This window comes from Synechococcus sp. PCC 7336 (assembly GCF_000332275.1).
GTDB lineage: Bacteria > Cyanobacteriota > Cyanobacteriia > Thermostichales > PCC-7336 > PCC-7336.
In genome coordinates this window covers 100,185-123,290 of sequence record NZ_CM001776.1, presented here as the reverse complement: position 1 = coordinate 123,290, position 23,106 = coordinate 100,185, and the positions used below count along the sequence as shown (strand labels likewise).

Genomic DNA, 23,106 nt, shown 5'->3' with positions numbered 1-23,106 from the left:
ATCGCTCGCCCCTTTAAGCGGACATGAGTTGTTCGTAAGTGTTGCTGCGGAACCAGCGATCGATTTCGCGAGCGCGCAGAACGGGAACGGGGTGCGATCGCCCTGCATTCTGCAATCGTTTCAGCATCACTTGCCAGTCGTCGCGATCGAGTTCGCTGTAGGTGCGGGCTTGCTCCAAAAAGGCGTCCACATTCAGCTGCGATGACAGTTGAGGAGAACCGCCACATAGTTTCATCAACACCGACACCACCGTTTTAGATTCCTGCGCGACCAACAGCGCCGCGCGATCGCAACTAAATTCCGCACATTGCACCCACTGCATTAGCTGCTCCTGCAGCGACTGCTGCAGCAAGGTTCCAAACGGAATCAAGCTGGCCGATAGCATCAGAATATTGGCCATGGTGAGATAGACGCCGTGGTTGCACTTGAGATGGCCCAACTCGTGGGCCAGCACCGCTTGCACTTCCAGTGGCTCTAACAGATCTAGTAGCGATGTGTGAACGACGATAAAGGGTTGTTTGCCCTGCATCGCAAACGTATAGGCATTGGGGCTGGGGTTTTGTTTGACATAGAGTTGGGGCGGCTCGATATCGAGAATGTGGCAGGCATCTAGCAAGAGGCGAAATAAGTCGGGTAGCTGCTTTGGGCCCACCTGAAGACTGGAGGCAATGTTGTCAAGATAGAAAATTTGTTCGGCAGCGGGGGCCATCAGCGTTTGGATGAGCAGGCCCAAACCCGGCAGTTGTTGGAGCGATCGCGTCGCTTGCTCGTCAATGGGATGCCGAAATCGGTCGGCAGTCAAACCGGACAAAATTTTGCGGGAGATTGAGGACATGGCGATTGAGCGCTAAGAGGCGCGATAGGGGATAAATTGGCGGAAACCATCGAGCAGGTAAATTTCGCTGGGTATCGGCTGGGGCAAGCGGCGCTCGCGAGTGGACGACATCCAGAAAATCACGCGGTTTTGGACCCGAGTGCCGTCAGTCACAAACCGCCCCAAGTCGGGGGCAGGTTCGGATTGTCTGACATATCGCCGCCCACCCACTACGAGTTGGGCAGGCATATTTGCCGTCGCTAAAATCTGCTGCCGCACTTCGGGCCGATCCAAAATAGTCTGCAGCCGCTCCGCCCAGACTTCGGCCAGAGCGATCGCCTTACCCGTGGCGTTCGCCGCCGCATCCTCAAGGGTCACATCCACCAACACTGCACCATTCAACAGCAGTTGGGCCGCCTCGGCATTTCCTCGCGTACTCACCTCTAAATCGTCAATGGGTCCGCTCTCCACAATGGCTTTAAATCGCTGCTCCACCAATTCTGCCCGTGTGGCAGTTTCTCCTGCTGGATTGCGCAGCGTCAGGACCGGTTCCCCCAGCAGCCGAAATTCGGTTTGCGCGATCGCCGCTGTGTCCATTGAAGCAAGGGCGAACGCCCCCCACAATCCTGCTGCAATTGCGATCGCCCGTCTTATCGGTTGATTTGCCATAATTTCTGTATCCGATAGTTCTGCATCCGGCAAGATTCAGCTTGCGCTCGACAGACCGAGCTATCTTGCCATCCATTTGGCGTAGCTGTTACATAGCTTAACCCCGGCTATATCTGAAGTGCAGCAATCTCAGCCCTATTGCCAGTGGGCGCTACAAACCACTGGTCGCGATCTTGCAGAAACCTCCACCGCAATTGCGGCAGCGCGCACCGCAGCTTGCCTCGACCGCCCGTTTCAAACTGGGCAAAATTAATTAACCTAAAAGTAGTCGAGCTTGTTTGCGACAATGCCAAGTTTTCTCACCTCTCTCTTCCACCAATCCAAGCAGCCTGTCAGTAACAAACGTACTCACACCAGACATATCTACCGCCGTTTGGTTTCTACTGCCGTCGCCACAATTGCTGCTGCCGCAACAATCACTGCTCCACCCGCCAACGCGATTGATTTCGGGCGGCTGCTCTTCAATGGCTTGCGAGCCATTCAACTCTCGAATATTTCGGAGCGTCAGGAAATCGAGCTAGGCCGCGATATTAACAACCAATTGGTGCGCAGCGGCGAATTTCAGATCGAAACCAACCCGCAGTTGGTCAACCGAGTCAACCGCATTGGCCGCCGACTGGTGCCCCACACCGATCGCCCCGATTTGCCCTTTACCATTCAGGTGGTGAGAGACAATTCCATTAATGCCTTCGCCACCACGGGCGGTTTTGTGTACATCACTACGGGTACTCTCCGTGCAGCAGATAACGAAGCCCAGATCGCCTCAGTTTTGGCCCACGAAATGGCTCACATCACCGAACGCCACGTCGTCGAGCAGATGCGGCGCAGCACTCTCGCCCAGGCGGGAGCCCAGGCGCTAGGGGTGGACAATAGCGCCTTAGCAGCGCTGGGGGTAGAACTAGGCATTCGTCGCCCCCGCAGTCGAGCTGCAGAATACGAAGCGGATGCTGAAGGGCTCGATATCCTGGCGCAGGCGGGGTACGACCCCAATGCCATGCCTCAATTTCTCTCGAAACTATTGGGAGCTAGCTCCCCCCCCGCCTTTGTCAGCACTCACCCCCATACTGAAGACCGGATCGAGCGGCTCAATGCCATGATTGCTCAGCGGTTCCCCAATCAATCGCAACGGGCTACCCGTGTGGAGGTGCTGCGCTGATGGCGCATTGGGGGGAACTCAATGTGCCAAATACCGGCTGCTACGTTGGCAAGTTTTTTTTGGCGCGATTCAATTGTTTGTTCGTCCCAAGTTTCATAGTGCTTGGCGATCGCCTGGGTCATTTGAAAATTACTTTTTTCGTAAATCGGCCGTTTCACATCGTATCCTTGGTTTGCAAGATCCTGATTTTTGTTGGTTTCTAGAGGGGTTATGTTGCCTAAGCGGTAAATTAGACGATCTTGTTTGACTTCGTCAATGTAATCCCAAGTTGCTGAAGGGTTTTCTGGCAAGATATGCTCTAGGTTATAGGTTACACTCTCGAAATCAAAAGCATGTTCGTATTTCTGTTTTTCGATTTCAAAGAGGATATAGCGCACAATTTTTCTATTTCTACTGTTGCCAGTACGTAATTGCTTGTCGGCAAAAGCAGCTTTAAATGGTCCATCTTCTGGGTAGACTTCCTTCAGGGCTGCCAGCACCTCTTTATCGGTTCGGTAGGTTTCGTCAGAGACTTTATAAGCAATTTCGTTATAGAGTCTCTCTTGTTCGTTAGTCGGCAAGCTACAAATGATATTGTAGCGGAAAGAAATCACAGAGATTGCTCTGACTATTCGCCTAAATGTAGGGCGATCGCCGTCGAAAAATTTGTGATAGCAAGCCATCAACATTGCTAGGGGTTGACGCACGTTAAACATCTGTAATTGCTGGAGGGCTGCCCGTTCTTCAATTTCCCAGTTAGCATCTTGGGGATCGCGTAGAGCAGCATAAATGGCGGCAAAACGGTCTAAATCCCGAACGAGCTCAAACGCCTGTTCGCGGGTGGTAAGCCGACGACGAATGGTTTTAAATAGATCTGATTTGCGGACGAGTTTATTGCGGCTGTTCCAAAAGACTCTTAGGAATTCAGGAAAACTCTCACTACCGAGCAAGCCCACAATGCGTTCCCAAAAGTCTTCAAGAGCTTTGAGTTCTGTTTCATGAGTTTCTTGGGTGCTAATCAAAGAAAATAGATAGTTTTTCAGGAGATCTGTAGCAGAGAGTCTTACCCCTCGGGCATTGAGAGTCTCAAAAACTGTAAAGGCATTGAGTTCGTCGGTGACAGTGATAACAGTAAAGAAGAGTTTATCTACCAGAGTATCGAGCATGGCCGTAAAATTTTCACCGCTGTTTATCTGGGTTCCACATTTAGTTTTAAAGCGGGTTTTAAACCATTCAAAGGCTTTTCTGAGAAGATGTTCTGAGGCATTGAGCCCTCGTCTGGGAATGGGGGCAAGGGGGACGAGATAGGTTTGATAAAAGCGGTTATTGTGTCGATTGAGTTCGAGTTTGGAACGGGGGACGAGGCTGACAGGATCGACGTAACCGATATAGCTATTTTGCAATTGATCTTTGCGGCGGCGGTTTTTATCGGCATCGAGGTTTGCTTTAACGAGATCTTCTAGGTAGGCAAGTCCGGCGAGGATCGCGACGCTGAGGGTGGTCATGCGTTGCTGTCCGTCAATGATATCGAATTGTTTGCTGTCGGAGGATTGTAGTACGAGATAACCCATGTAATGGGCGGGTTCGCCATCTTCATCAAATAAGCCGAGGATGTCTTGCCAAAGGTCTTCCCATTCGTCTTCTGTCCAAGAGTAATCTCGCTGGAAAGGAGGTACGCGATAGGTTAAGCCGTTGCCGAGAAGCTGCCGAAAGGTGGAGTTGGTGGTGTTGAAATTCATGGTTGCCATTATTTTTCTCCCTTAGGTCTGGTGCGTCCAACTCTCATCCCAACGATCGCCCCCCACTTCCAAACCGGCTAACCGACTGCGAGCCTCTAGCACCAATTCCCAACAATCCTCCGATTCTCGCCACAACTGCAGCTCCAACTCCCCCTGGGTTGTATCCCAGCAGGCATAGCGCATACCCGAGGCGGTAGGCACCATTACAGCAGTGGCAGGACGATCGACACTGCCGCGCAATAGCAGGCGATCGCCGTCTCGTACCGCCTCAAACTCCCAACGCCCCCAAGGGGCTACACTCCAGCGAATCTGACTATCTTTGGGCATAAACCGATAGCAGCGATCGCCCCAAGACAAGCTGGCCGTGCCGACGGCTTCCGTTTGCCACAACAGCTTCCGCAGTCCCCCCGCACAGGTGAGGGCGATCTGAGGTTGGTCTTCGAAAGCATTGCAATGGAGCCAAAACCACTTGAGGGGAAACGCTCCGCCCCAATTTTTCTCGGCATAGGCCGGTGCGCGCTCGAACTCGTGCCGCCTCCCCCGCCATTCCACCCATCCCGTCGCCCGACCCATCGCCATCAAAATTTGCCAGCCCGGCTCGAATACGGACAGATAGGAGAGCCAGCCCATCGTGGCCTCCGGCTGCAGCCCGCCATAGCTATACAGCGGCTCGACCCGGTAGAGCCAGCGCACCCACTCCCCCCGCTGCGGCTCCCAAAAACACCCCTGGTTGAGGCGATCGCTGACTTGATATCCCGATCGGACTCGCCGGAAAAATTCTCCGGCGGGCAGGAGTTGATGGGGAGGCACCATCCCAGCAACAACCTGCCCCCAATGGCCCAACGCTAGCCGATCGCGATCGCCCCAAAATCCATTCACATTGGGTAGCGATCGCCAGGCCAGCTCGTCCTGCGGCCCCAACACTTGGACAGTGCCCCCACTGCGATCGCTGCCTCCACCGGGATCTTCAATCGAATACATAAAGGCAAAGCTCTGGCCCTCCTGCGGCAGCGTGACGCGAAAGTACCAACCTTCGAAGAAATGCTGCGATCGGTTAGTGCCGTGGTAGCCTGCGTGAGGCACCTGTCGGGGGCTCGCAGAGGGGGCAAACGGGAACTCGAGCATTGCCAGACTCTAGCTAGATAGCACCACTCTAGCCCGAAGCCTCAATGCGATCCCCCAACCCCTGAGGCACCGCATCTAGTGCGACAAATGCCGTATGGTACAAGGGACACGCTCCTGCCCCTATCATGGCCGATATCAAAATTTTGTTTGCTGCCGCCGAGGCCGCCCCGATTGCAAAAGTGGGGGGAATGGCCGATGTCGTGGGTACCTTGCCCCCCGTATTGCGCCAGCAAGGCTTGGATGTTCGCATTATCATGCCCTTCTATGGCTTCTTATGGCTGCGGGAGGAGCTTGCGGACTGCGTCAAGCAAGGGCCAATTTGGACCGCCCGGGTGATGGATTCCACTTGTAATATTTACAAAACGGTATTGCCCGAAACCGACGTCCCCCTCTATTTGGTCGAACACTACGCCTTTGCCCCGCACCGCATCTACTCTGGCGAAGACGAGCCCTGGAGATTTACGTTTTTTGCCAATTGCGTGGCCGAATTTGCTTGGAACTACTGGTGGAAGCCGAATATCCTCCACTGCCACGATTGGCACACCGGTCTAGTGCCGGCTTGGATGCGAGAGACCTCCGATATCGGCACGGTTTTTACGATTCACAACTTGGCCTATCAAGGGCCGTGGCGCTGGATGCTCGATCGCATGACCTCACTGCCCTGGTACTTTGACGCTCGCAACACCATGGCTGCAGGGATTGCCTATGCGGACCAAGTCACTACTGTCTCGCCCACCTATGCCCGCGAAATTTGTCGTCCCGAGCAGGGGGAAGATTTGGATGGGCTGCTCTCTTCGCTTGGGCTGCGCTTGCACGGCATTCTCAATGGCATCGATCGCGATCGGTTCAACCCCGAGACCGATGCAACTCTCGCAAAACCCTACAGTCTCGACACTTTGGAGCTGCGGGCTGCCAATAAAGCAGCGCTGCAGGCCGATGCTAGCTTCAACCCCAACCCCAACGCCTTTTTGCTGGGAATAGTCTCGCGATTGGTAGAGCAGAAGGGTATTGACCTAGCCTTGCAGGCATTGGAGAGATTCTTGGCCTATAGCGATGCCCAACTGGTTATTCTCGGCAGTGGCAATCCCTATTACGAAGGCAAACTGCAGGAGTTAAGCGATCGCTGGGGCGATCGCGTCACCTTCTTCTGTGGATTTGATGCCCAATTAGCCCAACGCATCTACGCTGGAGCCGATGCTTTTCTCATGCCCAGCCGGTTCGAGCCTTGCGGCATTAGCCAAATGATTGCCCTCCGCTATGGCTGCGTACCGATTGTGCGACGGACGGGTGGCTTAGTGGATACGGTGTCCCACCACAGTCCGATAGAGGGGACGGGGACGGGCTACTGTTTCGATCGCTACGAGGGCCTAGATCTCTATACCTGTATGGTGCGGGCTTGGGAAGGATTTCAATATAAGGATGCTTGGCGGGCACTGCAGCAGCGGGGCATGGCACAGGACTTTAGCTGGGCGCGATCGGCTCGGGACTACATCAAAGTCTACGGCTACATTATGGGGTTAGATTTGCTGGAGATGCTGTCCAATTCGTCGCCGGAAGCTGTCACGCTGACTTAATGGCCGCCTCGAAAGTAGTTTAGGCTGGACTGGCAAGACTTGAATGGATGAACCCGTGACTGTCTCGATCGAGCGATCGCATCCCGAAGTCGATTCCCGCATTCGATTTTTACTGCAGCCTACGCGCAGCGGGTGGGTGGAACAGGCGATCGCCAACCTAGACACAATTCTGCTCGATCATTCCCATTGCGAGCGCAAAGCTGCCAGTGCCGCCCTCAATCTCATGTTTCGCTATCCCTCCAGTGCAAAACTGGTGCGCATGCTGACGGCGATCGCCCGCGAAGAGCTGGAACATTTCGAGCAAGTTAATGGCTGGTTAGACAAGCGCGGCATATCGCTGGCACCCCTAAATGCGCCCCCCTACGGTGGCAAGTTAAAAGCGCAGGTGCGTCGCCAAGAACCCGAGCGCATGCTCGACTTTTTGCTCGTTTGCGGCTTAATTGAAGCTCGCAGTCACGAGCGATTGGGCTTATTGGGACAATATTGTCCCGAGCCAGAATTGGCTGCGTTTTATCGCGGCTTGATGGCATCCGAGGCGCGACATTACGGCATTTACTGGGTGCTAGCCGACACCTATTTCGAGCGCCCAGTTGTCAATGCTCGCCTCACAGCATTAGCGGCTGTGGAAAGCGAGATTCTCTCCAGCTTGCATCCCGAACCCAGAATTCACAGCTAGCTCGTCGAAGTTTGCACGGTTACTTGATGCTCGACTGGCAGTCGAGCGATCGCCCTCTACGAACAAAATAGCTGCGCGCCGCCACAAGCAGGGGGCTGCTCGAGACGGCAGGATGCGGTTGCCTCTGTGAAGCGTTAGCTCAACCTCGCTTGCTAGGCCGCAGAGTTCGGTGCGGAGGAGTCAATGGCAGCCACAATCTTGTCCGTTATCACCTTCTTGGACTGCAGCCCTTGGATGCGCTCGACTTCGCGACCGTTCTGGAAAATTGCGAGTGTGGGAATCGTACTGATGTTGTATTCCGTCGCAACTTCCTCATATTCTTCAATATCCATCGCGGCCACTTTGAGACGTCCGTCAAACTTCATTGCTAGCTCGTCAATGACAGGGGAAATAGCGCGACAGGACGCACACCAAGGAGCCCAAAACTCGACTAAAACGGGGAGGGCGTTATCGAGAACTTCAGTAGCAAAGGTATTGTCAGTTAGCTCGATCGGTGTAGAGGTTATCGGTGCAAACATAGATTTTCTCCTAATGGTGAGTGGGTGAAACGTCAGCAATACTTTCTCGCACTCGGGAAAGATGGAAATCTTCAAGCAGCTACTGCAAGAGCCTTTAGAACTGCGATGATATTCGCGGGTTCGAGGCGTTGCTTGTAATCCGCGTTGATGAAGGCATGGGCAATGATGCCATTAGGCGCAATGACATAGGTGGCAGCAAGGGGCAATTCAAAGGTTTCGTCGCCATTGTGGGCGGGGACATCGATACCAAAGCTGGCATAGATAGGACGTAACTCTTCAGGCAAAGTGAAGACTAGACCGTATTGGCGAGCAACACGATTGCCCACGTCGCTCAGAACTTCAAATGTCAATTCGTTTTTCTCGACGGTAGACAGCGAGCGATCGGGGGTTTGGGGCGAAATTGCTACTAGATTGGCGCCAGCAGCAGTTATGTCTGGCAAAGCTTCTTGCAAGGCCCGCAATTCTAAGTTGCAGTAGGGGCACCACTGACCTCGATAGAAGCTTAAAACAACGGGTCCATCAGCTAACAGCTCACTCAGTTGCACGTCTTTCCCCACAGCGTTAGGGAGAGTGAAGTTGGAGGCGCGATCGCCTGCTTTGAGGCTGCGATCTACGATTCCAGATACTGCTAGATCGGCAGTGGTGCGAGCCATTTTTTCTAATACCTCATCTGGCAATTGAGCGCGATATTGGGCTGCTTGGGCAGATAATTGTTCGGTTAGGCTCATGACAATCTCCTTTGTAGGTGTAAATGGAAGCGATTCTAATCGAGGAAATAATTCAATCGGATATTTGAATGCTTCAAGAGCTCATTCGAAGGGCTCCCAAGCAAAGCGATTGAGAAATAATGGGTATTGGTTCATAAGAATATCTACCTTTGTTCAAGTGCGATTAGCTTGCTAGAGCAATTTGGGATGGCGCTAGTGAGAGCCATTCCCTGCTGCTAGTTTTAGGACTAATAAGGCCGTACTTTTTGCCCAAGTGTGCGAGAGCGTCGAGCGTGCGATCGATTTGCTCGTAGGTATGCGAGGCATTCAAAATAAAGCGAAGCCGACCTTCTGCAGGTTTTACAGCCGGATAGACAATTGATACAGAGAAGATCCCTCGTTCGAATAGCTCTTTGTTAAATTGCAAAAGCTTCTCTGGATCTGGAATGAAAATAGGCACGATCGGGCTCTGACTATTGCCCAGATTAAACCCTATAGATAGGAGTTTTTGCCTCATGTAGGCATTTTTTGCGTGTAGTTGCGTCCGCAAACTGGGACGATCTGCCAATTCATCGAGAGCAGCCAAAATTGTTGCTGCATCGCCAGGAGTTAAGCTGGCTTGGAAAATAAAAGAATTCGCGCACCATTCCAGTAAAGGAATGTATTTGGCCTTACAGGCAATGAATCCCCCAATGGAAGCAGTTGCTTTCGATAGAGTGGACATAATAAAGTCAACCGAGTCGGTAATGCCGAGCTCCTGGCAGTATCCGGCACCATCCTTTCCATACAAACCAAACGTATGAGCTTCATCGACGTAGAGATGGAAATCATACGTTTGCTTGAGGCTCACAATTTCTTTTAGCGGTGCTAGATCTCCGCTCATAGAGTAGGCAGACTCAACAATAACGATGATATTGTCATATTGTTCTCGATATCGTCTGAGTTTTCGCTCTAGATCGTCAATAGAGTTATGGCGAAAAGAAGAAAATTTTCGTCCCGACAACTTGACGCCATCAATAATCGAGGCATGAGCTTCGCGATCGAAGAGTAGAAAATCATGCTTCCCCGGTAGTGCGGAAAGAACGCCCAAATTAGTCGTATATCCAGTTGGGAATAAGATCGCACGCTCTTTGCCAACCAACTGTGCCAGCCGAGCTTCGACTGCTTTGTGGAGAGCACTCATGCCGCCAGAAAGGGCAGATGTACCGCAGCCAGTGCCAAATTGCGCGATCGCCTCGCGAGCGCGATCGATGACTCTAGGATTTCTGTTCAATCCCAGGTAGTGATTGATGCACCACAAAATACAGTTAACCGACTCGCCAGTGGAGGGAGAAATGACGACAGCCTCACAATCGCTACCGGTCTGGGTGAATCTATCTTGGGAATAGAGGCCCGCTTGACTTTGGCGTTGTTTTTGTTGGTATAGCGCTTCCGCGATCGCTTCAAAACTATGAACTCCCTGAGAGTTCAGTTGCTTTTTGAGTAGAGCTAACGAGTTTAAGGAATCAGAAGAGTTACTTTGCATCTTTAGAGCCATCTCTCGAGCGCGACATTGGGGTGGTTTTCTAAATTCAATCTGAATTCAATCGGATTTTCCTAGGATCGCTCGCTTAAAAGTAGGTAGAATTGCTTATCTTCCGAGCGTTAATCTGAAAAGATGACTCTCAAATCAAAAATCTTAGTGAAGGGTTTGAACGGTACAGCTTGATAATTGCCGCTCGAGGCAAAGCTACCCTGGGGCTAGAATAAGGACTTACACATTTATTTGTTAGTGACTTCTCAAGTTCGCTAACCCCTCAACGATCTCTGATGTAGCCTCAGAAGAAACCCGAGCCAAGATGGAGATAGCGCGATGCAACCGGAACAGGAACGAGAGATTGCTAACTTGAGGGCTTTGGGCCTCTCGCCCAAACAAATTGCCCGCAAATTGGGCTTGCGGGTAGCGGAGGTAAAAGGGGTGGTGCAAGCCCAAGCTCGAGAAAGCGCGATCTCCAACGCCGATGCGAGGGGTCTGGCCCCGATCGCAGACTGCTGGGTCGCTAGCAACACGGCTGAAGCTCTGTTTGGTTCCGAAGGCAAGCGGTTTGCCCGTAAGAACAAGAAAGCAGACGAGGCAGGATCGGGATTAGCTGTGGTTCTGGTGGCGCGCAAGCCCGGTTATAACCGGTTTGTGGTTTGCAACTATCTCGTGGATTATTGGTGTCTGGGAGTGAAAGATGCAATGGGACCCAAACAATTGAATGGGGATGAATATACGCACTATCTCAAACTCGTTTACGCTGCCTCTGAGGACAAGCCTCAGCGCATTAGTTTGGCGCAAGCACAGGCAATTGTCTTCGGTGCCGAGCAGTATGCTGCAGGGCTGGGGCTGAAACCCCATCCAGATTTCGAAGCCTGCCGCGCTCATTTGGGGGAGTGGGACGGCCAAAATCCGATTGAGTGCGGCAGGGATGGCAAGCCCTTCTATTTCGCCGGTCCTTATGACGATGCGGAAGCAATTATGAGGACGCTGGAGCAGAATGTGGGTCCGGGCAATTTTGAATACACTATCGCACTCGAAGGCGATCCTGACTTATTCTTCGACTGAGCTTCCTGTTGTCGTTGCTCGACTTTTGTTTGCCGCGATCGCCGATCGGAGTGAGGGGTGAAGAGCAGTAGGGGGTGGCGAGCCTTTGGACTACTTGTGGTGTAGCGGATGCCACCACTTGCATGCTTTGCGGATAGGCTTGAGGCAAGGTTCGGGATGGGAAATCTGATGGGCTCGGAACATCCAAGCCTTAACGTAGATTAATCCGGGACCGCGAGAGCTGACTGCAGGCGGAGCAGGGGACGCTCTCATTGGGTTTGTTGGGACAGCACTGAAATCGTTCATCGACTTGGCCTCACAAATTCAGAAAAACATCGGCCTGACAAAGCACAATTAGACAGAGAGGGATCGACCGAAATCGATTGTGCAACCTGAGTTCGATAGCTCTGCATTGCCCTCACCCCCGGCCCCTCTCCCAAACTTGGGAGAGGGGAGCAACAGCCTCAAACCCGCAATCTACGGTTCTGTTCCCCTTCCCCCAGAATTACGGCTGACGCCACGCTTCGCGAGGGGGGAAGGGGCGAAGGGATAGGGGCCTGACACTTATCGAACTGACGTTGTGCAGCATCGATTTCGAGTGACAAATGTTGCCAGTCTTTACCATAGATATTGGCTTGTGGTTAAGTCTTGGGAATGTTCTCAGCCCACTAGTGCAGGAACCATTCGAGGTCCAGCACGGCACTCCCCTCCGGGCTTTAGACTCAGATTCGCGTTGTTTTATATCGAAAAGTACGCTTTGGTTAGGCTGCAAGACTAGGTTGCTGGGCTTCTTCCTTTAAACATCTGCGCGATCGCGTTGTCTTTCAGCATCATTTGTTGCAGCAGCTCCATCAAGAATTCCTGAGCCTGCTCTCGATTCATTTTTTTGACATCTCGGTGCAGGAGCTGCAGTTGAAACTGCTGTTCCATACTCAAACTGGTGGAAGATTCCATGACTCATCACCTCTTCAACTGGCTGGTTTCATCAATCGATGCAAGGATCGAGCATCAATTTCAACTATAGAACCCCAAATCCAAACCGAAAAAAGAATCAACCAATACAAACAGGAAGAAGTCAAGCTATCTCCAAGAAGCGTAACAATAATTTACACAATACTCGCGGTTGGACTGTACTCCTTCAGAGTAAAGATGGGTACAGGAGAGTAAAGATGGGTACAGGAGGACTGATGTCCTAACATGAAGTCCGAGCCCTGCCCCAAGTGCCCCATGTCTCTCGATACCGAAGTCCTGCCCAATATCTATGCCTTTCGACCCAACCGCGAATCTTTAGGGGGAACAGCTTACGCGCTCGTGCGCCGCGATCGCCATTCATCAACCTTTGCCAATCTGTTGGTCGATTGTCCGGCAGCCACGCCACAGGTGTGCGATCGCCTAGCCCAATTGGGGGGCGTTCGCTGGATCGCCCTCACCCACCGCACTGCCATCGGATCGCCTGCCGCCAGCACCAGCTCTGTGGCGAAGATCGCAAAGCGGTTTGATTGCGATGTAGTCGTGCAAGAACAGGAGGCTTACCTGCTCCCCCACCTGAGACTATTAACCTTTGGCGATCGCCTCGATCTCGCTCCAGACATCCAATTCATTTGGACCCCCGGCCATACCCCCGGCTCCAGCTGTGTTTTCTATGCCGACCTCGGGGGCGTTTTGTTTTCAGGACGCCACCTCTTGCCCGACGCCGGCGGTCGACTGAATCCCCTGCGTCAAGCCAAAACCTTTCATTGGCCCCGACAACTGCGCAATGTCGGCAAATTACTCGATGTCATTCCCGCCCCTGCCCCCGCTTGGATCTGTCCGGGGGCAAATACGGGCGAGCTGCAGGGGAAAAAGGTGATGGATGCGGGGCGCGATCGCCTTCTGGCTGCCGCCAGTGAAGCCTACACGGCTTAGATCGTTAGGCTGCTTTGACGATGTTGGGGAGTTTCCTTCACGCGTCCGTATGGCCGATATGTTTGGCATAATCTTTGCAAATATTGTGGGTGAGGCGATCGCACATGCGGCGCGCGACGCCGCTGACAAGGCCCTCTGCCACCGACTTGACCCGCTTGCGAGGGAGTACCTGCAAAAACTTGGGCAACTGCACCACAATATCGAGGTGAAGGGTCCAGTACACGCGAGTGATGGGGGCATTCTTTTCTTGGCGCTCCTCTAGGCGAAACTCCGAATGGCAGTTTACCTGGTAAGGGCATTCGGCATCGCCCGGTAATTCGATCGAGTCGAGATAAAACAGGGTGTCATTCTCAGAACCAATTTGGATACCGAAGTGAGGTTCCAGCTCGAACCCCAGTCCCCCCATGCGGAAAAACTGCAACCGGTAACTGGCCTCGGAGAGAGGCGTGACTGTCAGAGGCTTGAAACAGCGATCGATCCAGTTAGGATGATCGCGCAAATACTCTGCCAGGGGCTGGATTGCGGTGGCCATATCGACCTCCCCCGCCTGATTGACCAGTACCTGGAGTTGTTGGCGATCGATTGCGTCGTCTTTAGCGACGGTTTTGGAGCTTGCGATAGACATCCGTTAGATCTACTTGGTGATGGGCCAATGCGACAAGGCAGTGATACCAAAGATCGGCCATTTCCCCAGCGATCTCGTCAGGATCGCGGTCTTTAACGGCCATCACAACTTCGGCAGTTTCTTCGCCGAGCTTTTTGAGGATACTATTATCTCCCTGCTCGAACAGCTGGTTGGTGTAAGAGTTAGGGCGAGGGTTGACTTGACGGTCTTTGATGACAGCAAATACCTGAGACAGAGTATCGGCAGCCGTTGCAATCTCCTGAGTGGCACTCGATTCGCCTGTTCGCGGCAGAGGGGTAAAGAAGCAACTGCGCGCTCCTGTATGGCAGGCAATATCGCCCACCTGCTCCACTACGACTAACAATGTGTCGCGATCGCAGTCATAGCGCAATTGCTGCACCCGTTGGATGTGGCCGGAGGTTGCCCCCTTATGCCAAAGTTCCTGGCGAGATCGGCTCCAAAACCAGGTTTCCCCAGTCTGGAGGGTTTTGTGCAATGACTCCCGATTCATCCAGGCCACCATCAAGACGGTGCCGTCGAGATAGTCTTGTACGACAGTCGGAATTAAGCCGCGATCGTCAAAGGCCAGACTGTCGAGTACTGCTGAGATAGCCGATGCTGCCGCTGCAGATAGGTCCCGAGTGGATATCTCCATAGCGGGTGTGTTCGAGGCTGGCGATACGGTCATGCTGTACTATCCATAACACCCGGCTGGGGTTTGTAGGCGCGCAGGTCCAATGGCGATGCACCTGCTACTCAATTTCTGAGAAATATTGCAACACAATCCAAATTGTAACGAACTGTCGCGGCAGAATGGGAGCGATCGCCCACTGTTCGAGCAGATTTCTCGGTAGGGGGAGTTGCCACTGTGGCAAAACCATCGCAGGTATTGCTATCCCCGCTGGGTAGCCGTCCATTTTAATGGGGCAGCTTTAATGGGGCGGCGGGCTATCGCTAAATCGAAACAGACGAGAAGTTTTCCTGACTTCCCCCGCTCGTACTGCCACGATCAAAGCCATCAGAGCTATCCGATCGTCAGTGGCGGCGATCGCCATCTCCTCTTCCCACAACACCGCCTGAATTTCGGCTTCCTGTTGCAGGGTTAGAACTTTGGCCTGCAACGCCTGTTTCGCAATCGTTCCTAAAGTCACGGTCATTTGCCCATCCAACACTGTCAGAATCGCCAATTTCAGCTCGATGCTCAGCGATCGCGATCTCGGAGGAGTTGCGATCGCGATCGCAACTATCTGAGCCCTAAGACCAGTTTTGTCCTGCTTGTCAGGAAGTCTTTATCTGACGGGCAGAGTAAAGTCGGTTGGCAGAGTGAGCCATAGTTTGCAATTCCCCTGCCTGTGGTGTGTGCCAAACCATGAAAGACAATTTCGCCACTAAGGCGATCTCCATTGAACGGGAGTAGGGTGCGTGTCTGGCGATCGGAATGTAGCCAATCTGGTTGAGCGATATATTTTAGGCGAGCGGGATTTCCAAGGGATCGAGCTCCCTGAAGCAGATTTGCGCGGAGTCGACTTGAGTGGAGCCAAACTGGATGGGGCGAATCTAACCGGTGCGGAACTCTGTCGCGCCAATTTGACCGACACCAGTCTGGTGCGCGCCAATTTAGCGATGGCCGAAATCAGCGGTGCCAGTTTAACGGGGGGTAACTTCAGCTATGCCAACTTGTTTGGCGTCAGCCTCTGCGGGGCCGAGATGGTGGGGGCAAATTTCACGGCAGTCAACTTCAAGGGGGCTGTGATGTGGGGAGCCAATCTCAGCGAGGCAAATTTGACAGAAGCGGTTTTAGATGGGGCCGATCTCAAAGGCGCGACCTTGGGCAGGGCAGATTTAAGGCGAGCCCAAATCAAAAATGTCGATCTCAGTCGAGCCAATTTGCGCGGTGCTAACTTATTTCAGGGCAATCTTTCGGCCTCGATCTTAGAGCGAGCCGACCTGCGAGGAACCATTCTGGTCATGGTGGTGCTGAATGGGGCCGATCTCAGTCGGGCCGATCTGCGGGAAGCGATTCTGGAGCAAGACAGCACCCATTTTACCGATCTCAAGACTGTCAATCTCACAGAAGCAGTCTACGACGGAGAGACCCGCTTCAATCCCAGCTTCAGCCCCGAGCGGGCTGGCATGCGCAAGGTGGCCTGAGAGCTGCTAGGACTGCTAACCTTCGAGGTCGACAGCCGATTGAGTCCTGTTGCGAACAAACTCAGGGAGCGATCGCCTCAATCCAACACCGAAGAGACGATTTCAGAGGGTTGCAAAGACCTCTTTTGCCACCGCCAATGTTTGCTCGACGAGCGAGTCGGTGTGGGCTAAAGAGGTGAAACCCGCCTCGAACTGAGAGGGAGCTAGATAGACACCTGCCTCCAACATGGCGCGGTGGAAGCGGCTGAACTTCTCCGTATCTGACCGCTTGGCATCGTCGAAGCGATTAACGGGGCCGGGATTGAAGAAGAAGCCAAACATACCGCCCGCAGATTGGCCGCAGGCTTCGTGACCGGCAGCTCGGGCAGCCGCCACCAACCCCTCAGCCACTGTTTGACTGGCGTTGTGCAGGAACTCGTAGGTGCCGGGGCGCTTGAGAATTTCCAGTGTTGCAATACCAGCCGTCATCGCTAAGGGATTGCCGGATAGTGTCCCCGCTTGGTACATAGGGCCTGCAGGAGCCACCATGCCCATGATGTCAGCGCGACCGCCATAGGCTCCAACGGGCAAACCGCCGCCAATGACTTTCCCCATTGTCGTCAGGTCGGGGGTGACGCCGTAGCGTTCTTGAGCGCCGCCATAGGCCAACCGGAAGCCTGTCATGACTTCGTCAAATACCAGCAGGGCATCGTACTTGCGAGTCATATCCCGCAGCCCCTGCAAGAATCCTGGGGCAGGCGCGATGCACCCTGCATTCCCCACCATCGGCTCTAGAATGACTCCAGAAATTTGGCCGGGATAGGCTTCGAACAGTGCTTCGACTGCCGCGAGGTCGTTGTAGGGGGCAGTGAGGGTGTCAGCAGCGGTCGCGGCGGTGACGCCAGGGGAGTTGGGCAGCCCCAAAGTGGCGACGCCGGAACCGGCTTCCACTAAGAACATATCGGCGTGGCCGTGGTAATTGCCCTTGAATTTGACGATTTTGTCGCGGTGGGTGAAGGCCCGCATCAGACGCAAGACTGACATGCAGGCTTCGGTGCCGGAGTTGACAAACCGCACCATCTCAACGCTGGGAACCGCTTCAATCACCATTTCGGCTAATTGATTTTCCAACAGGCAGGGCGCGCCAAAGCTGGTGCCTTTGTCGAGGGCAGCATGCAGTGCGGCGAGCACTTCGGGATGGGCGTGACCGACGATCGCCGGTCCCCAGGTGCCCACGTAGTCGATATATTGATTGCCATCCACATCCCAGATATAAGCGTCTTTGACGCGATCGAACACGATCGGGTCTCCCCCCACCGACTTAAAGGCGCGAACGGGGGAGCTAACGCCACCGGGCATGAGGGATTGGGCGGCTGCAAAAATTTTTTGTGACTCAGTTGTTTTAAACGTGCTTGCAATCACTACGATCTCCTGTACAAGAGTCTGTCTATGAAGGCTATGAGGACTGATATTGATGGGGCGGGCAAAAGCCGATTCCCATTGTAGTGCTTGTGGATCGAGGCAATTGTGGACTTGCGTTAAGCACCTGATGCTGTTGTGGCCAATTCGGCCTGAGGGGAATGACTGCGACCTCCTCCAACTCAGATGGATGGCCGCTCGGAATTGATGCCGAGGTACATAGACTGCAGGCGGATGATGCTTCTCAGATTGTTAATGACAGGCTATTCTCGATTATTTGTTAAATAAAATCGTTTTATTTAATTTTATACGCTATTTTTGTGCCCAACATGAGGATGCTTTACGAAGAAACGTAAGATCTTCATAGAGAATTCATTCCTGTTGTTTTTGTTACTTAGGAGTTAGGGCGGACACAATCTATGTCTTTAATTTGTCTGATTCAAACGGAAAATCGATAGCTTTTTTAGGACTTTAAGATTCACATGAAATTTAAGAAAAAAACTTTTTATGAAATTGGGAAACTTAAGCTAGGGTGACGATGGATTTTTGAGCGAACCAAACGCATCTTCTGTTCCCGATCGCAGGGCAGCGCAGCGATCTCTGTGCTGAATGACTCACTCGTCCGAGTTGGCAAGGGAATTGCGGTAGGCGATCGCTCCATCGCTTCGAGAGGGATTCATAGCAATGCTAGACGAACGAGTGGAAACAACAGTTTTTCAGTTACTAGAGCAGCATAGTTTTGAGGAGATTCTACACGCACTCTATGGCTACGCTAAAACACAAGCACAACTTGCCCGAATGTTGCAACAAGCAGAGGCAAGCGCTAGTTGGGAACGCCAAGTTTTTGCGCTAAATCTAGCCCAAGCCGTTTTGCGAGAAGGAACTTTATTAGCGGTAGAAGGGGAGTGAGATGTGGTGTGGCAAAGTATCGAGTTCTAAAGCGGGATTGGCGATGACTCTCAACACCTCGATCGCCAGTCTCTGCTCCTTCGGTTAAGTAACTTTTAAGATTTGTTGACTACAATTAAACTCCAGTGCTGTTGTAGGAGCTTGCTGTTGCACAATGGCGCACCTCCTCAGTTCCAACGGGGCCTAAAGATCGAACGAGGCGAGCTGGAGCAAGTATGGATATCTCCAAGCAGTTTGGACGAGGCTGGATGCTGGCGATCGCCGCTAGTGCGCTAGCAGTAGTTCTACTCGTAGTGGGTGTGGCTCGTTTACGTCGGGCCGAGGTGGCAGGCGATCCCTTAAATCCTGTCCCTCCTACAGAACAACTGCCCCGTCGAGTCGCTGTGGTGGCTTTGGGACGGCTGGAACCGAGGGGAGAAGTGATACGGGTCAGCGGTCCAACCGGAGAGCGAATCGCTCGACTGGAGGTGGCTCAAGGGGACTGGATAGAAAGCAATGGCGTCATTGCGTATCTAGAGACATATCGAGAGCGCCAGTCCGAACGGGATTTGGCCGCTAGCCAGTTGGCGGAAGCAGAAATTGAACTGGCTGCAGAAATTGAACTGGGTCGGGCGAGGGTGCAAGAGGCCATTACGCGATTGGAGCAAGTGGATCGCCCTGCCGCTTTTGAAATTGAAGCTCGGGCTGCCGCCGTGCGCGAATTGGAAGCGGAGTTAAAGCAGGAAGAAGACGATCTGAGGCGGTTTGAGAGGTTGTTTGCCGAAGGGGCAATTTCTAAACAGGAGCTGGAACGGCAGCAGACTACAGTGGCTCAATTCAACGAGCAGATCAATAATGCTCGGGCGTTGCTGGTGCAGTTGCAAACTGCCCGCGAAACTGACATGTCGAATGCCCGAGCCCAGCTCAGAGCTGCCCGCGCTGACTTAGAGCTAGCGCAGGTAAAGGTGGCAGTCGAGTCGGCCCGCCGCAACTTAGAGTTGGCAGAAGCGCGATTGGAGCGCACGATTATTCGGGCACCGCAAACGGGGCGAATTTTGCAGGTGTTGACCAAAGCGGGAGAGGCGATCGCCGCTGAAGACGGCATTGTGGATTTGGGCGACACCAGCCAAATGTATGCGGTGGCGGAAGTGTACGAAACCGACGTGTCTCTAGTCCGGCAGGGTCAACCGGCCACCGTCAGCAGTCGCAATGGTGCCTTCGATCGCCCCTTGGAGGGAACAGTCGAGCAGGTTGGCTGGCAGATTTTTAAAAATGACGTGCTCGATGACGATCCGGCCGCCAACGCGGACTCTCGGGTGGTGGAAGTCAAAATTCGGATCGACGACAGCGATCGGGTGGCGGCCCTGACCAATCTGCAAGTGGATGTGCGAATCGAGCTGGCAGCAAGTGCAAGCCCATCTGGGGGAACAACCGGAGCCAGTACCTCAGATTCAGGCGAACCCAATCTAGCAAGCGAATCGTGAGAACCCCTCTAGCCTGGTTGAATTTGATCCACGAGCGATCGCGCCTAGTCGTCGCGGCGGCTGGGGTAGCGTTTGCCGTTCTACTCGTTTTTATGAACTTGGGCTTTTTGGGGGCGCTGTCCACCACCGCTTCGCAACTATATACCCGCATGAACGGCGACGTTTTTCTAATTTCTCCCCTCACCCCCGAAATCAGCACCGCCAAACCCTTTCCCCTCGAACGCTTGTACGAGGCTGCTGGCATTGCAGGGGTAGAAGAGACAATGCCCCTCTATGTGGGCTATTTGCAGTGGCGCAACCCCGAGACCGGCATCAGTCGGGCAATGTTCTTCTTTGGCATCAACCCCAACGATCGCCTCTTTGCCCTACCGGAACTCTCCCAACCCGAGAATTTGGTTGCTTTGGTGCAGCCCAATACGGTCTTGATGGATTTGCGCTCGCGCTCGGAGTTCGGCCCCACCGCTGTCGGCACCCAAACGGAGGTGGACAATCGGCGCGTCACCATTGGCGGTCAGTACTCCCTCGGGGGAGGCTTTGCGGCAGATGGTACCGTCATGGTGAGCGACACCAACTTTCGTCGCTATTTCGAACGCCGCCCCCTCGATTTAATCGATCTCGGGGTGATTGCTCTGGCTGAGGGGGCCGATCCGGTGCAAGTGCGGGATCGACTGCGGCAGATCTTGCCTCAGGATGTCGAGGTGTTTACCCAGACAGAAATGGTCGAGCGGGAGCGCTCCTTTTGGATTAATACCACCTCCACTGGGTTTATTTTCGGCATGGGGGTGGCGGTGTCTCTGGTGGTGGGGGCCGTGATCGTGTATCAGATTCTCTACGCGGATATTAGCGATCGCCTGCCCGAATACGCCACCCTCAAAGCGATGGGCTATGGCGACACCTACTTATTTGGCGTTGTGCTGCAAGAGGCTGCCATTCTGGGAGGGCTGGGATACGTACCGGGATTTTTACTGTCCTTGGGGTTGTATCAGCTCACCTTGAAGGCAACAGATGGGACATTGCCGATTGGGATGAATAGCGATCGGGCCATCTTCGTCTTCCTCTTGACGATCGGCATGTGTGCGATCTCGGCCTGTATTTCTTTGCAAAAGGTCGTTTCGGCAGACCCGGCGGAGGTGTTTTGATGGCACAGCGCACGCCTCTCGCTTGGTACAACCTCACCTACGAACGCCGTCGCCTATTTGTGGCCTTGGCGGGGGTGGCCTTTGCGGTCATTTTGATGTTTGTCTTCAGGGGGTTCCGCAATGCCCTCTACGACAGCCAAGTGCAATTGCACAAAGTCTTGAATGGCGAAATTGCCATCGTCAGCCGCATCAAAGAGAACATGTTTGTGCCCGAGCAGTTTGCTCGCAACCGCCTCTACCAAGCCCTTGCCTACGAAGGCATCGAAGCCGCCTATCCCGTTTATCTGGAAGTGGGCGCAGCCTGGAAAAATCCAGAAACGGGTCGCACCCGCCGCCTGCGAGCTATTGCCTTCAATCTCAACGATCCCGTGCTGCTCCTGCCTGAAGTGAAGGAGCGTGTGGAGGCGCTGCGCATGCCCGAGACGGTGATGATGGATCTCAAAGCCCGCCCCGAGGTGGGTCCTAAAGTTGTTGGACTGGAGACCGAGCTGGCCGAGCGCCGCGTCACCGTCGTGGGCACCTTCAACCTCGGTACCGATTTCGCTGCTGGCAATGGCAATCTCCTCATGAGCGATACCAACTTCTTGCGGTATTTCGCCATTCAAGGCCCCGAAGTGGAGAACCGCACCCTCAATACGGTGGATGTGGGGGTGTTAAAAGTCGCCCCCAGTGCCGATGTGGATGCCTTAGTGCGATCGCTGCAGCAGGGATTGCCTCCAGATGTCACGGTATTGAGCATGGCAGACTTTGCCCAGCGAGAGGTGACCTACTGGCAGGAAAATACCAATATTGGCTTCGTGTTCGGCCTGCTTACCGCGATGGGATTTGCAGTTGGGGTGATTCTCGTCTATCAGATTTTGTATACCGATGTGGCCGACCACTGGACGGAATATGCCACCCTCAAGGCGATCGGCTATAACAATTCCTTTTTGTTTGGGGTCATTCTGCAAGAGGCATTGCTGCTATCGGTGATGGGATATATTCCGGGTTTGGTGGCTAGCATGGGGTTGTACCAACTGGCGTCTAACGCAACGGGTTTAATCATGCAAATGAATGTCAGTCGAGCGCTGGGCATGTTGCTGTCAACGTTTGTGATGTGTTCGATCTCGGGGGCGATCGCCCTGCGCAGAGTTCAGGCCACCGATCCGGCAGAGGTATTTGGTTGATGGATGTACCCACCGTTGTGCGCCAAGCACCCGAGCGATCGGAGGTCGTGCTAGACGAGTCCAATCGAGAGCATTGCGCCGTCAGCATTCGCCAGCTCAATTTCTATTTCGGTCAGAGAGAGTTGCGCAAGCAGGTGCTCCACGACATCTCGCTCGACCTGCCCAAGGGCCAAATTGTCATCATGACCGGTCCCTCGGGATCGGGGAAAACCACTCTACTCACCCTTATTGGCGGCCTGCGCAGTGCCCGGGAGGGAAGTTTGCAGGTGTTGGGGCGCGAGTTGGTGGGGCTGAACAAAGCCCAACTGGTGGACGTGCGTCGCAATATTGGCTTTATTTTTCAGGGTCACAATTTATTCGAATCCCTCACGGCTGCCCAAAACGTCCAAATGGCGGTGGAATTGACCCGCGATCGCGATCGAAAACGGCAACTGGCGGTGGAGATGTTGAGCCAACTGGGGCTGGCCGATCGGGTGGACTACAAGCCGAAATCTCTGTCGGGGGGGCAAAAGCAACGGGTGGCGATCGCCCGCGCCCTCGTCAATCAACCCCGTCTCATCCTGGCTGACGAACCCACAGCAGCATTGGATAAGGATTCGGGTCGAGAGGTGGTTACCCTGATGCAGCAATTAGCCAAAGAGCGGGATTGCACCATCTTGATGGTGACCCACGACAACCGCATCTTGGACGTGGCCGATCGCATCGTCAACCTGATCGACGGCAGCCTCGAATCGGACGACAGTCTAGAGCACTTTGTCAAAACCCACGATCCCATTTCCCTCGATCGCCGCATGTTCATCCTGTAATTCCGCATCGAACCCGCCCAA

Annotated in this window: 25 protein-coding genes; 11 read left to right on the top strand and 14 right to left on the bottom strand. The window is 53.6% G+C overall.

Annotated elements, in window-relative coordinates; genetic code table 11:
• Positions 1-13 precede the first annotated feature (13 nt).
• Positions 14-835, bottom strand: a complete 822-nt coding sequence (locus SYN7336_RS00635) for a M48 family metallopeptidase (RefSeq protein ID WP_017323976.1) — start codon at positions 833-835, stop codon at positions 14-16.
• A 12-nt stretch (positions 836-847) separates the two neighbouring features.
• The gene (locus SYN7336_RS00630) at positions 848-1,483 is read right to left on the bottom strand and encodes a hypothetical protein (protein ID WP_156819954.1); all 636 of its coding nucleotides are present in this window, start codon (positions 1,481-1,483) and stop codon (positions 848-850) included.
• Between the two features lie 286 nt (positions 1,484-1,769).
• On the opposite strand from SYN7336_RS00630, the gene SYN7336_RS00620 reads away from it, so the two are divergent.
• Positions 1,770-2,639, top strand: coding sequence for a M48 family metallopeptidase (locus SYN7336_RS00620; protein ID WP_017323973.1), 870 nt, complete (start codon positions 1,770-1,772; stop codon positions 2,637-2,639).
• Here the strand turns inward: SYN7336_RS00620 and SYN7336_RS00615 are convergent.
• Both SYN7336_RS00615 and SYN7336_RS00610 read right to left on the bottom strand, forming a co-directional pair.
• Entirely contained in the window at positions 2,600-4,366 is a 1,767-nt protein-coding gene (locus SYN7336_RS00615; RefSeq protein WP_017323972.1) for a DUF262 domain-containing protein, read from the bottom strand. The two genes, SYN7336_RS00620 and SYN7336_RS00615, sit on opposite strands and share 40 nt — an antisense overlap.
• A gap of 12 nt (positions 4,367-4,378) precedes the next feature.
• The gene (locus SYN7336_RS00610) at positions 4,379-5,482 is read right to left on the bottom strand and encodes a tocopherol cyclase family protein (RefSeq protein WP_017323971.1); all 1,104 of its coding nucleotides are present in this window, start codon (positions 5,480-5,482) and stop codon (positions 4,379-4,381) included.
• Between the two features lie 134 nt (positions 5,483-5,616).
• On the opposite strand from SYN7336_RS00610, the gene glgA reads away from it, so the two are divergent.
• Together glgA and SYN7336_RS00600 are read left to right on the top strand one after the other, a co-directional pair.
• Complete coding sequence (glgA, locus tag SYN7336_RS00605) at positions 5,617-7,056, top strand: glycogen synthase GlgA (RefSeq protein ID WP_026100573.1); 1,440 nt, start codon at positions 5,617-5,619, stop codon at positions 7,054-7,056.
• Between the two features lie 43 nt (positions 7,057-7,099).
• Entirely contained in the window at positions 7,100-7,732 is a 633-nt protein-coding gene (locus SYN7336_RS00600; RefSeq protein ID WP_017323969.1) for a tRNA-(ms[2]io[6]A)-hydroxylase, read from the top strand.
• A gap of 152 nt (positions 7,733-7,884) precedes the next feature.
• On the opposite strand, the gene trxA is transcribed toward SYN7336_RS00600, so the two are convergent.
• The 3 genes from trxA to SYN7336_RS00585 form a co-directional block, all read right to left on the bottom strand.
• Positions 7,885-8,250, bottom strand: a complete 366-nt coding sequence (trxA, locus tag SYN7336_RS00595) for a thioredoxin (protein WP_017323968.1) — start codon at positions 8,248-8,250, stop codon at positions 7,885-7,887.
• 71 nt (positions 8,251-8,321) lie between these two features.
• A complete protein-coding gene (locus SYN7336_RS00590; protein WP_017323967.1) occupies positions 8,322-8,978 on the bottom strand; it encodes a peroxiredoxin-like family protein in 657 nt (218 codons plus the stop codon).
• Between the two features lie 163 nt (positions 8,979-9,141).
• Positions 9,142-10,482, bottom strand: coding sequence for an aminotransferase class I/II-fold pyridoxal phosphate-dependent enzyme (locus SYN7336_RS00585; protein WP_156819953.1), 1,341 nt, complete (start codon positions 10,480-10,482; stop codon positions 9,142-9,144).
• A 327-nt stretch (positions 10,483-10,809) separates the two neighbouring features.
• On the opposite strand from SYN7336_RS00585, the gene SYN7336_RS00580 reads away from it, so the two are divergent.
• Positions 10,810-11,544: a response regulator transcription factor gene (locus tag SYN7336_RS00580; protein WP_017323965.1), complete on the top strand. Its 735-nt coding sequence runs from the start codon at positions 10,810-10,812 to the stop codon at positions 11,542-11,544.
• Between the two features lie 90 nt (positions 11,545-11,634).
• On the opposite strand, the gene SYN7336_RS30300 is transcribed toward SYN7336_RS00580, so the two are convergent.
• Complete coding sequence (locus SYN7336_RS30300; RefSeq protein WP_156819952.1) at positions 11,635-11,796, bottom strand: hypothetical protein; 162 nt, start codon at positions 11,794-11,796, stop codon at positions 11,635-11,637.
• Positions 11,797-12,297: 501 nt separating this feature from the next.
• The gene (locus SYN7336_RS00575) at positions 12,298-12,477 is read right to left on the bottom strand and encodes an NblA/ycf18 family protein (protein ID WP_017323964.1); all 180 of its coding nucleotides are present in this window, start codon (positions 12,475-12,477) and stop codon (positions 12,298-12,300) included.
• 273 nt (positions 12,478-12,750) lie between these two features.
• On the opposite strand from SYN7336_RS00575, the gene SYN7336_RS00570 reads away from it, so the two are divergent.
• The gene (locus SYN7336_RS00570) at positions 12,751-13,428 is read left to right on the top strand and encodes a hypothetical protein (protein ID WP_017323963.1); all 678 of its coding nucleotides are present in this window, start codon (positions 12,751-12,753) and stop codon (positions 13,426-13,428) included.
• 37 nt (positions 13,429-13,465) lie between these two features.
• Here SYN7336_RS00570 and SYN7336_RS00565 read toward each other — a convergent pair whose 3' ends face one another.
• The 4 genes from SYN7336_RS00565 to SYN7336_RS00550 form a co-directional block, all read right to left on the bottom strand.
• Positions 13,466-14,053, bottom strand: coding sequence for a DUF1997 domain-containing protein (locus SYN7336_RS00565; protein ID WP_017323962.1), 588 nt, complete (start codon positions 14,051-14,053; stop codon positions 13,466-13,468).
• Positions 14,022-14,708 (bottom strand): bifunctional phosphoribosyl-AMP cyclohydrolase/phosphoribosyl-ATP diphosphatase HisIE, encoded by a 687-nt coding sequence (gene hisIE / locus SYN7336_RS00560; RefSeq protein ID WP_017323961.1) that lies wholly within the window; start codon positions 14,706-14,708, stop codon positions 14,022-14,024. The genes SYN7336_RS00565 and hisIE overlap by 32 nt, the downstream gene beginning before the upstream one ends.
• Positions 14,709-14,805: 97 nt before the next feature.
• Positions 14,806-14,934, bottom strand: a complete 129-nt coding sequence (locus SYN7336_RS32565) for a hypothetical protein (protein WP_017323960.1) — start codon at positions 14,932-14,934, stop codon at positions 14,806-14,808.
• Between the two features lie 51 nt (positions 14,935-14,985).
• On the bottom strand, positions 14,986-15,240 hold the full coding sequence (locus tag SYN7336_RS00550; RefSeq protein ID WP_017323959.1) for a hypothetical protein: 255 nt from the start codon (positions 15,238-15,240) through the stop codon (positions 14,986-14,988).
• Between the two features lie 235 nt (positions 15,241-15,475).
• Between SYN7336_RS00550 and SYN7336_RS00545 the strand changes: the two genes are divergently transcribed.
• Complete coding sequence (locus SYN7336_RS00545) at positions 15,476-16,204, top strand: pentapeptide repeat-containing protein (RefSeq protein ID WP_017323958.1); 729 nt, start codon at positions 15,476-15,478, stop codon at positions 16,202-16,204.
• A 102-nt stretch (positions 16,205-16,306) separates the two neighbouring features.
• Here the strand turns inward: SYN7336_RS00545 and hemL are convergent, their stop codons facing one another.
• Positions 16,307-17,611 (bottom strand): glutamate-1-semialdehyde 2,1-aminomutase, encoded by a 1,305-nt coding sequence (gene hemL, locus SYN7336_RS00540; protein ID WP_369791892.1) that lies wholly within the window; start codon positions 17,609-17,611, stop codon positions 16,307-16,309.
• Positions 17,612-18,286: 675 nt separating this feature from the next.
• Here hemL and SYN7336_RS00535 point away from each other — a divergent pair.
• The 5 genes from SYN7336_RS00535 to SYN7336_RS00515 all read left to right on the top strand — a co-directional run bounded on the left by SYN7336_RS00535 (position 18,287) and on the right by SYN7336_RS00515 (position 23,085).
• Positions 18,287-18,511 carry a hypothetical protein gene (locus SYN7336_RS00535; protein WP_017323956.1) on the top strand — a complete coding sequence of 75 codons (225 nt, stop codon included), beginning with the start codon at positions 18,287-18,289 and terminating at the stop codon, positions 18,509-18,511.
• 215 nt (positions 18,512-18,726) lie between these two features.
• Positions 18,727-19,974, top strand: a complete 1,248-nt coding sequence (locus tag SYN7336_RS00530) for an HlyD family efflux transporter periplasmic adaptor subunit (protein WP_017323955.1) — start codon at positions 18,727-18,729, stop codon at positions 19,972-19,974.
• Positions 19,971-21,113, top strand: coding sequence for an ABC transporter permease DevC (devC, locus tag SYN7336_RS00525; RefSeq protein ID WP_017323954.1), 1,143 nt, complete (start codon positions 19,971-19,973; stop codon positions 21,111-21,113). Before SYN7336_RS00530 ends, devC (SYN7336_RS00525) begins: the two co-directional genes overlap by 4 nt.
• Positions 21,113-22,279 (top strand): ABC transporter permease DevC, encoded by a 1,167-nt coding sequence (devC, locus tag SYN7336_RS00520; protein ID WP_017323953.1) that lies wholly within the window; start codon positions 21,113-21,115, stop codon positions 22,277-22,279. Before devC (SYN7336_RS00525) ends, devC (SYN7336_RS00520) begins: the two co-directional genes overlap by 1 nt.
• Positions 22,279-23,085 carry an ATP-binding cassette domain-containing protein gene (locus SYN7336_RS00515; RefSeq protein WP_017323952.1) on the top strand — a complete coding sequence of 269 codons (807 nt, stop codon included), beginning with the start codon at positions 22,279-22,281 and terminating at the stop codon, positions 23,083-23,085. Before devC (SYN7336_RS00520) ends, SYN7336_RS00515 begins: the two co-directional genes overlap by 1 nt.
• The last annotated feature ends 21 nt before the right edge of the window (positions 23,086-23,106 follow it).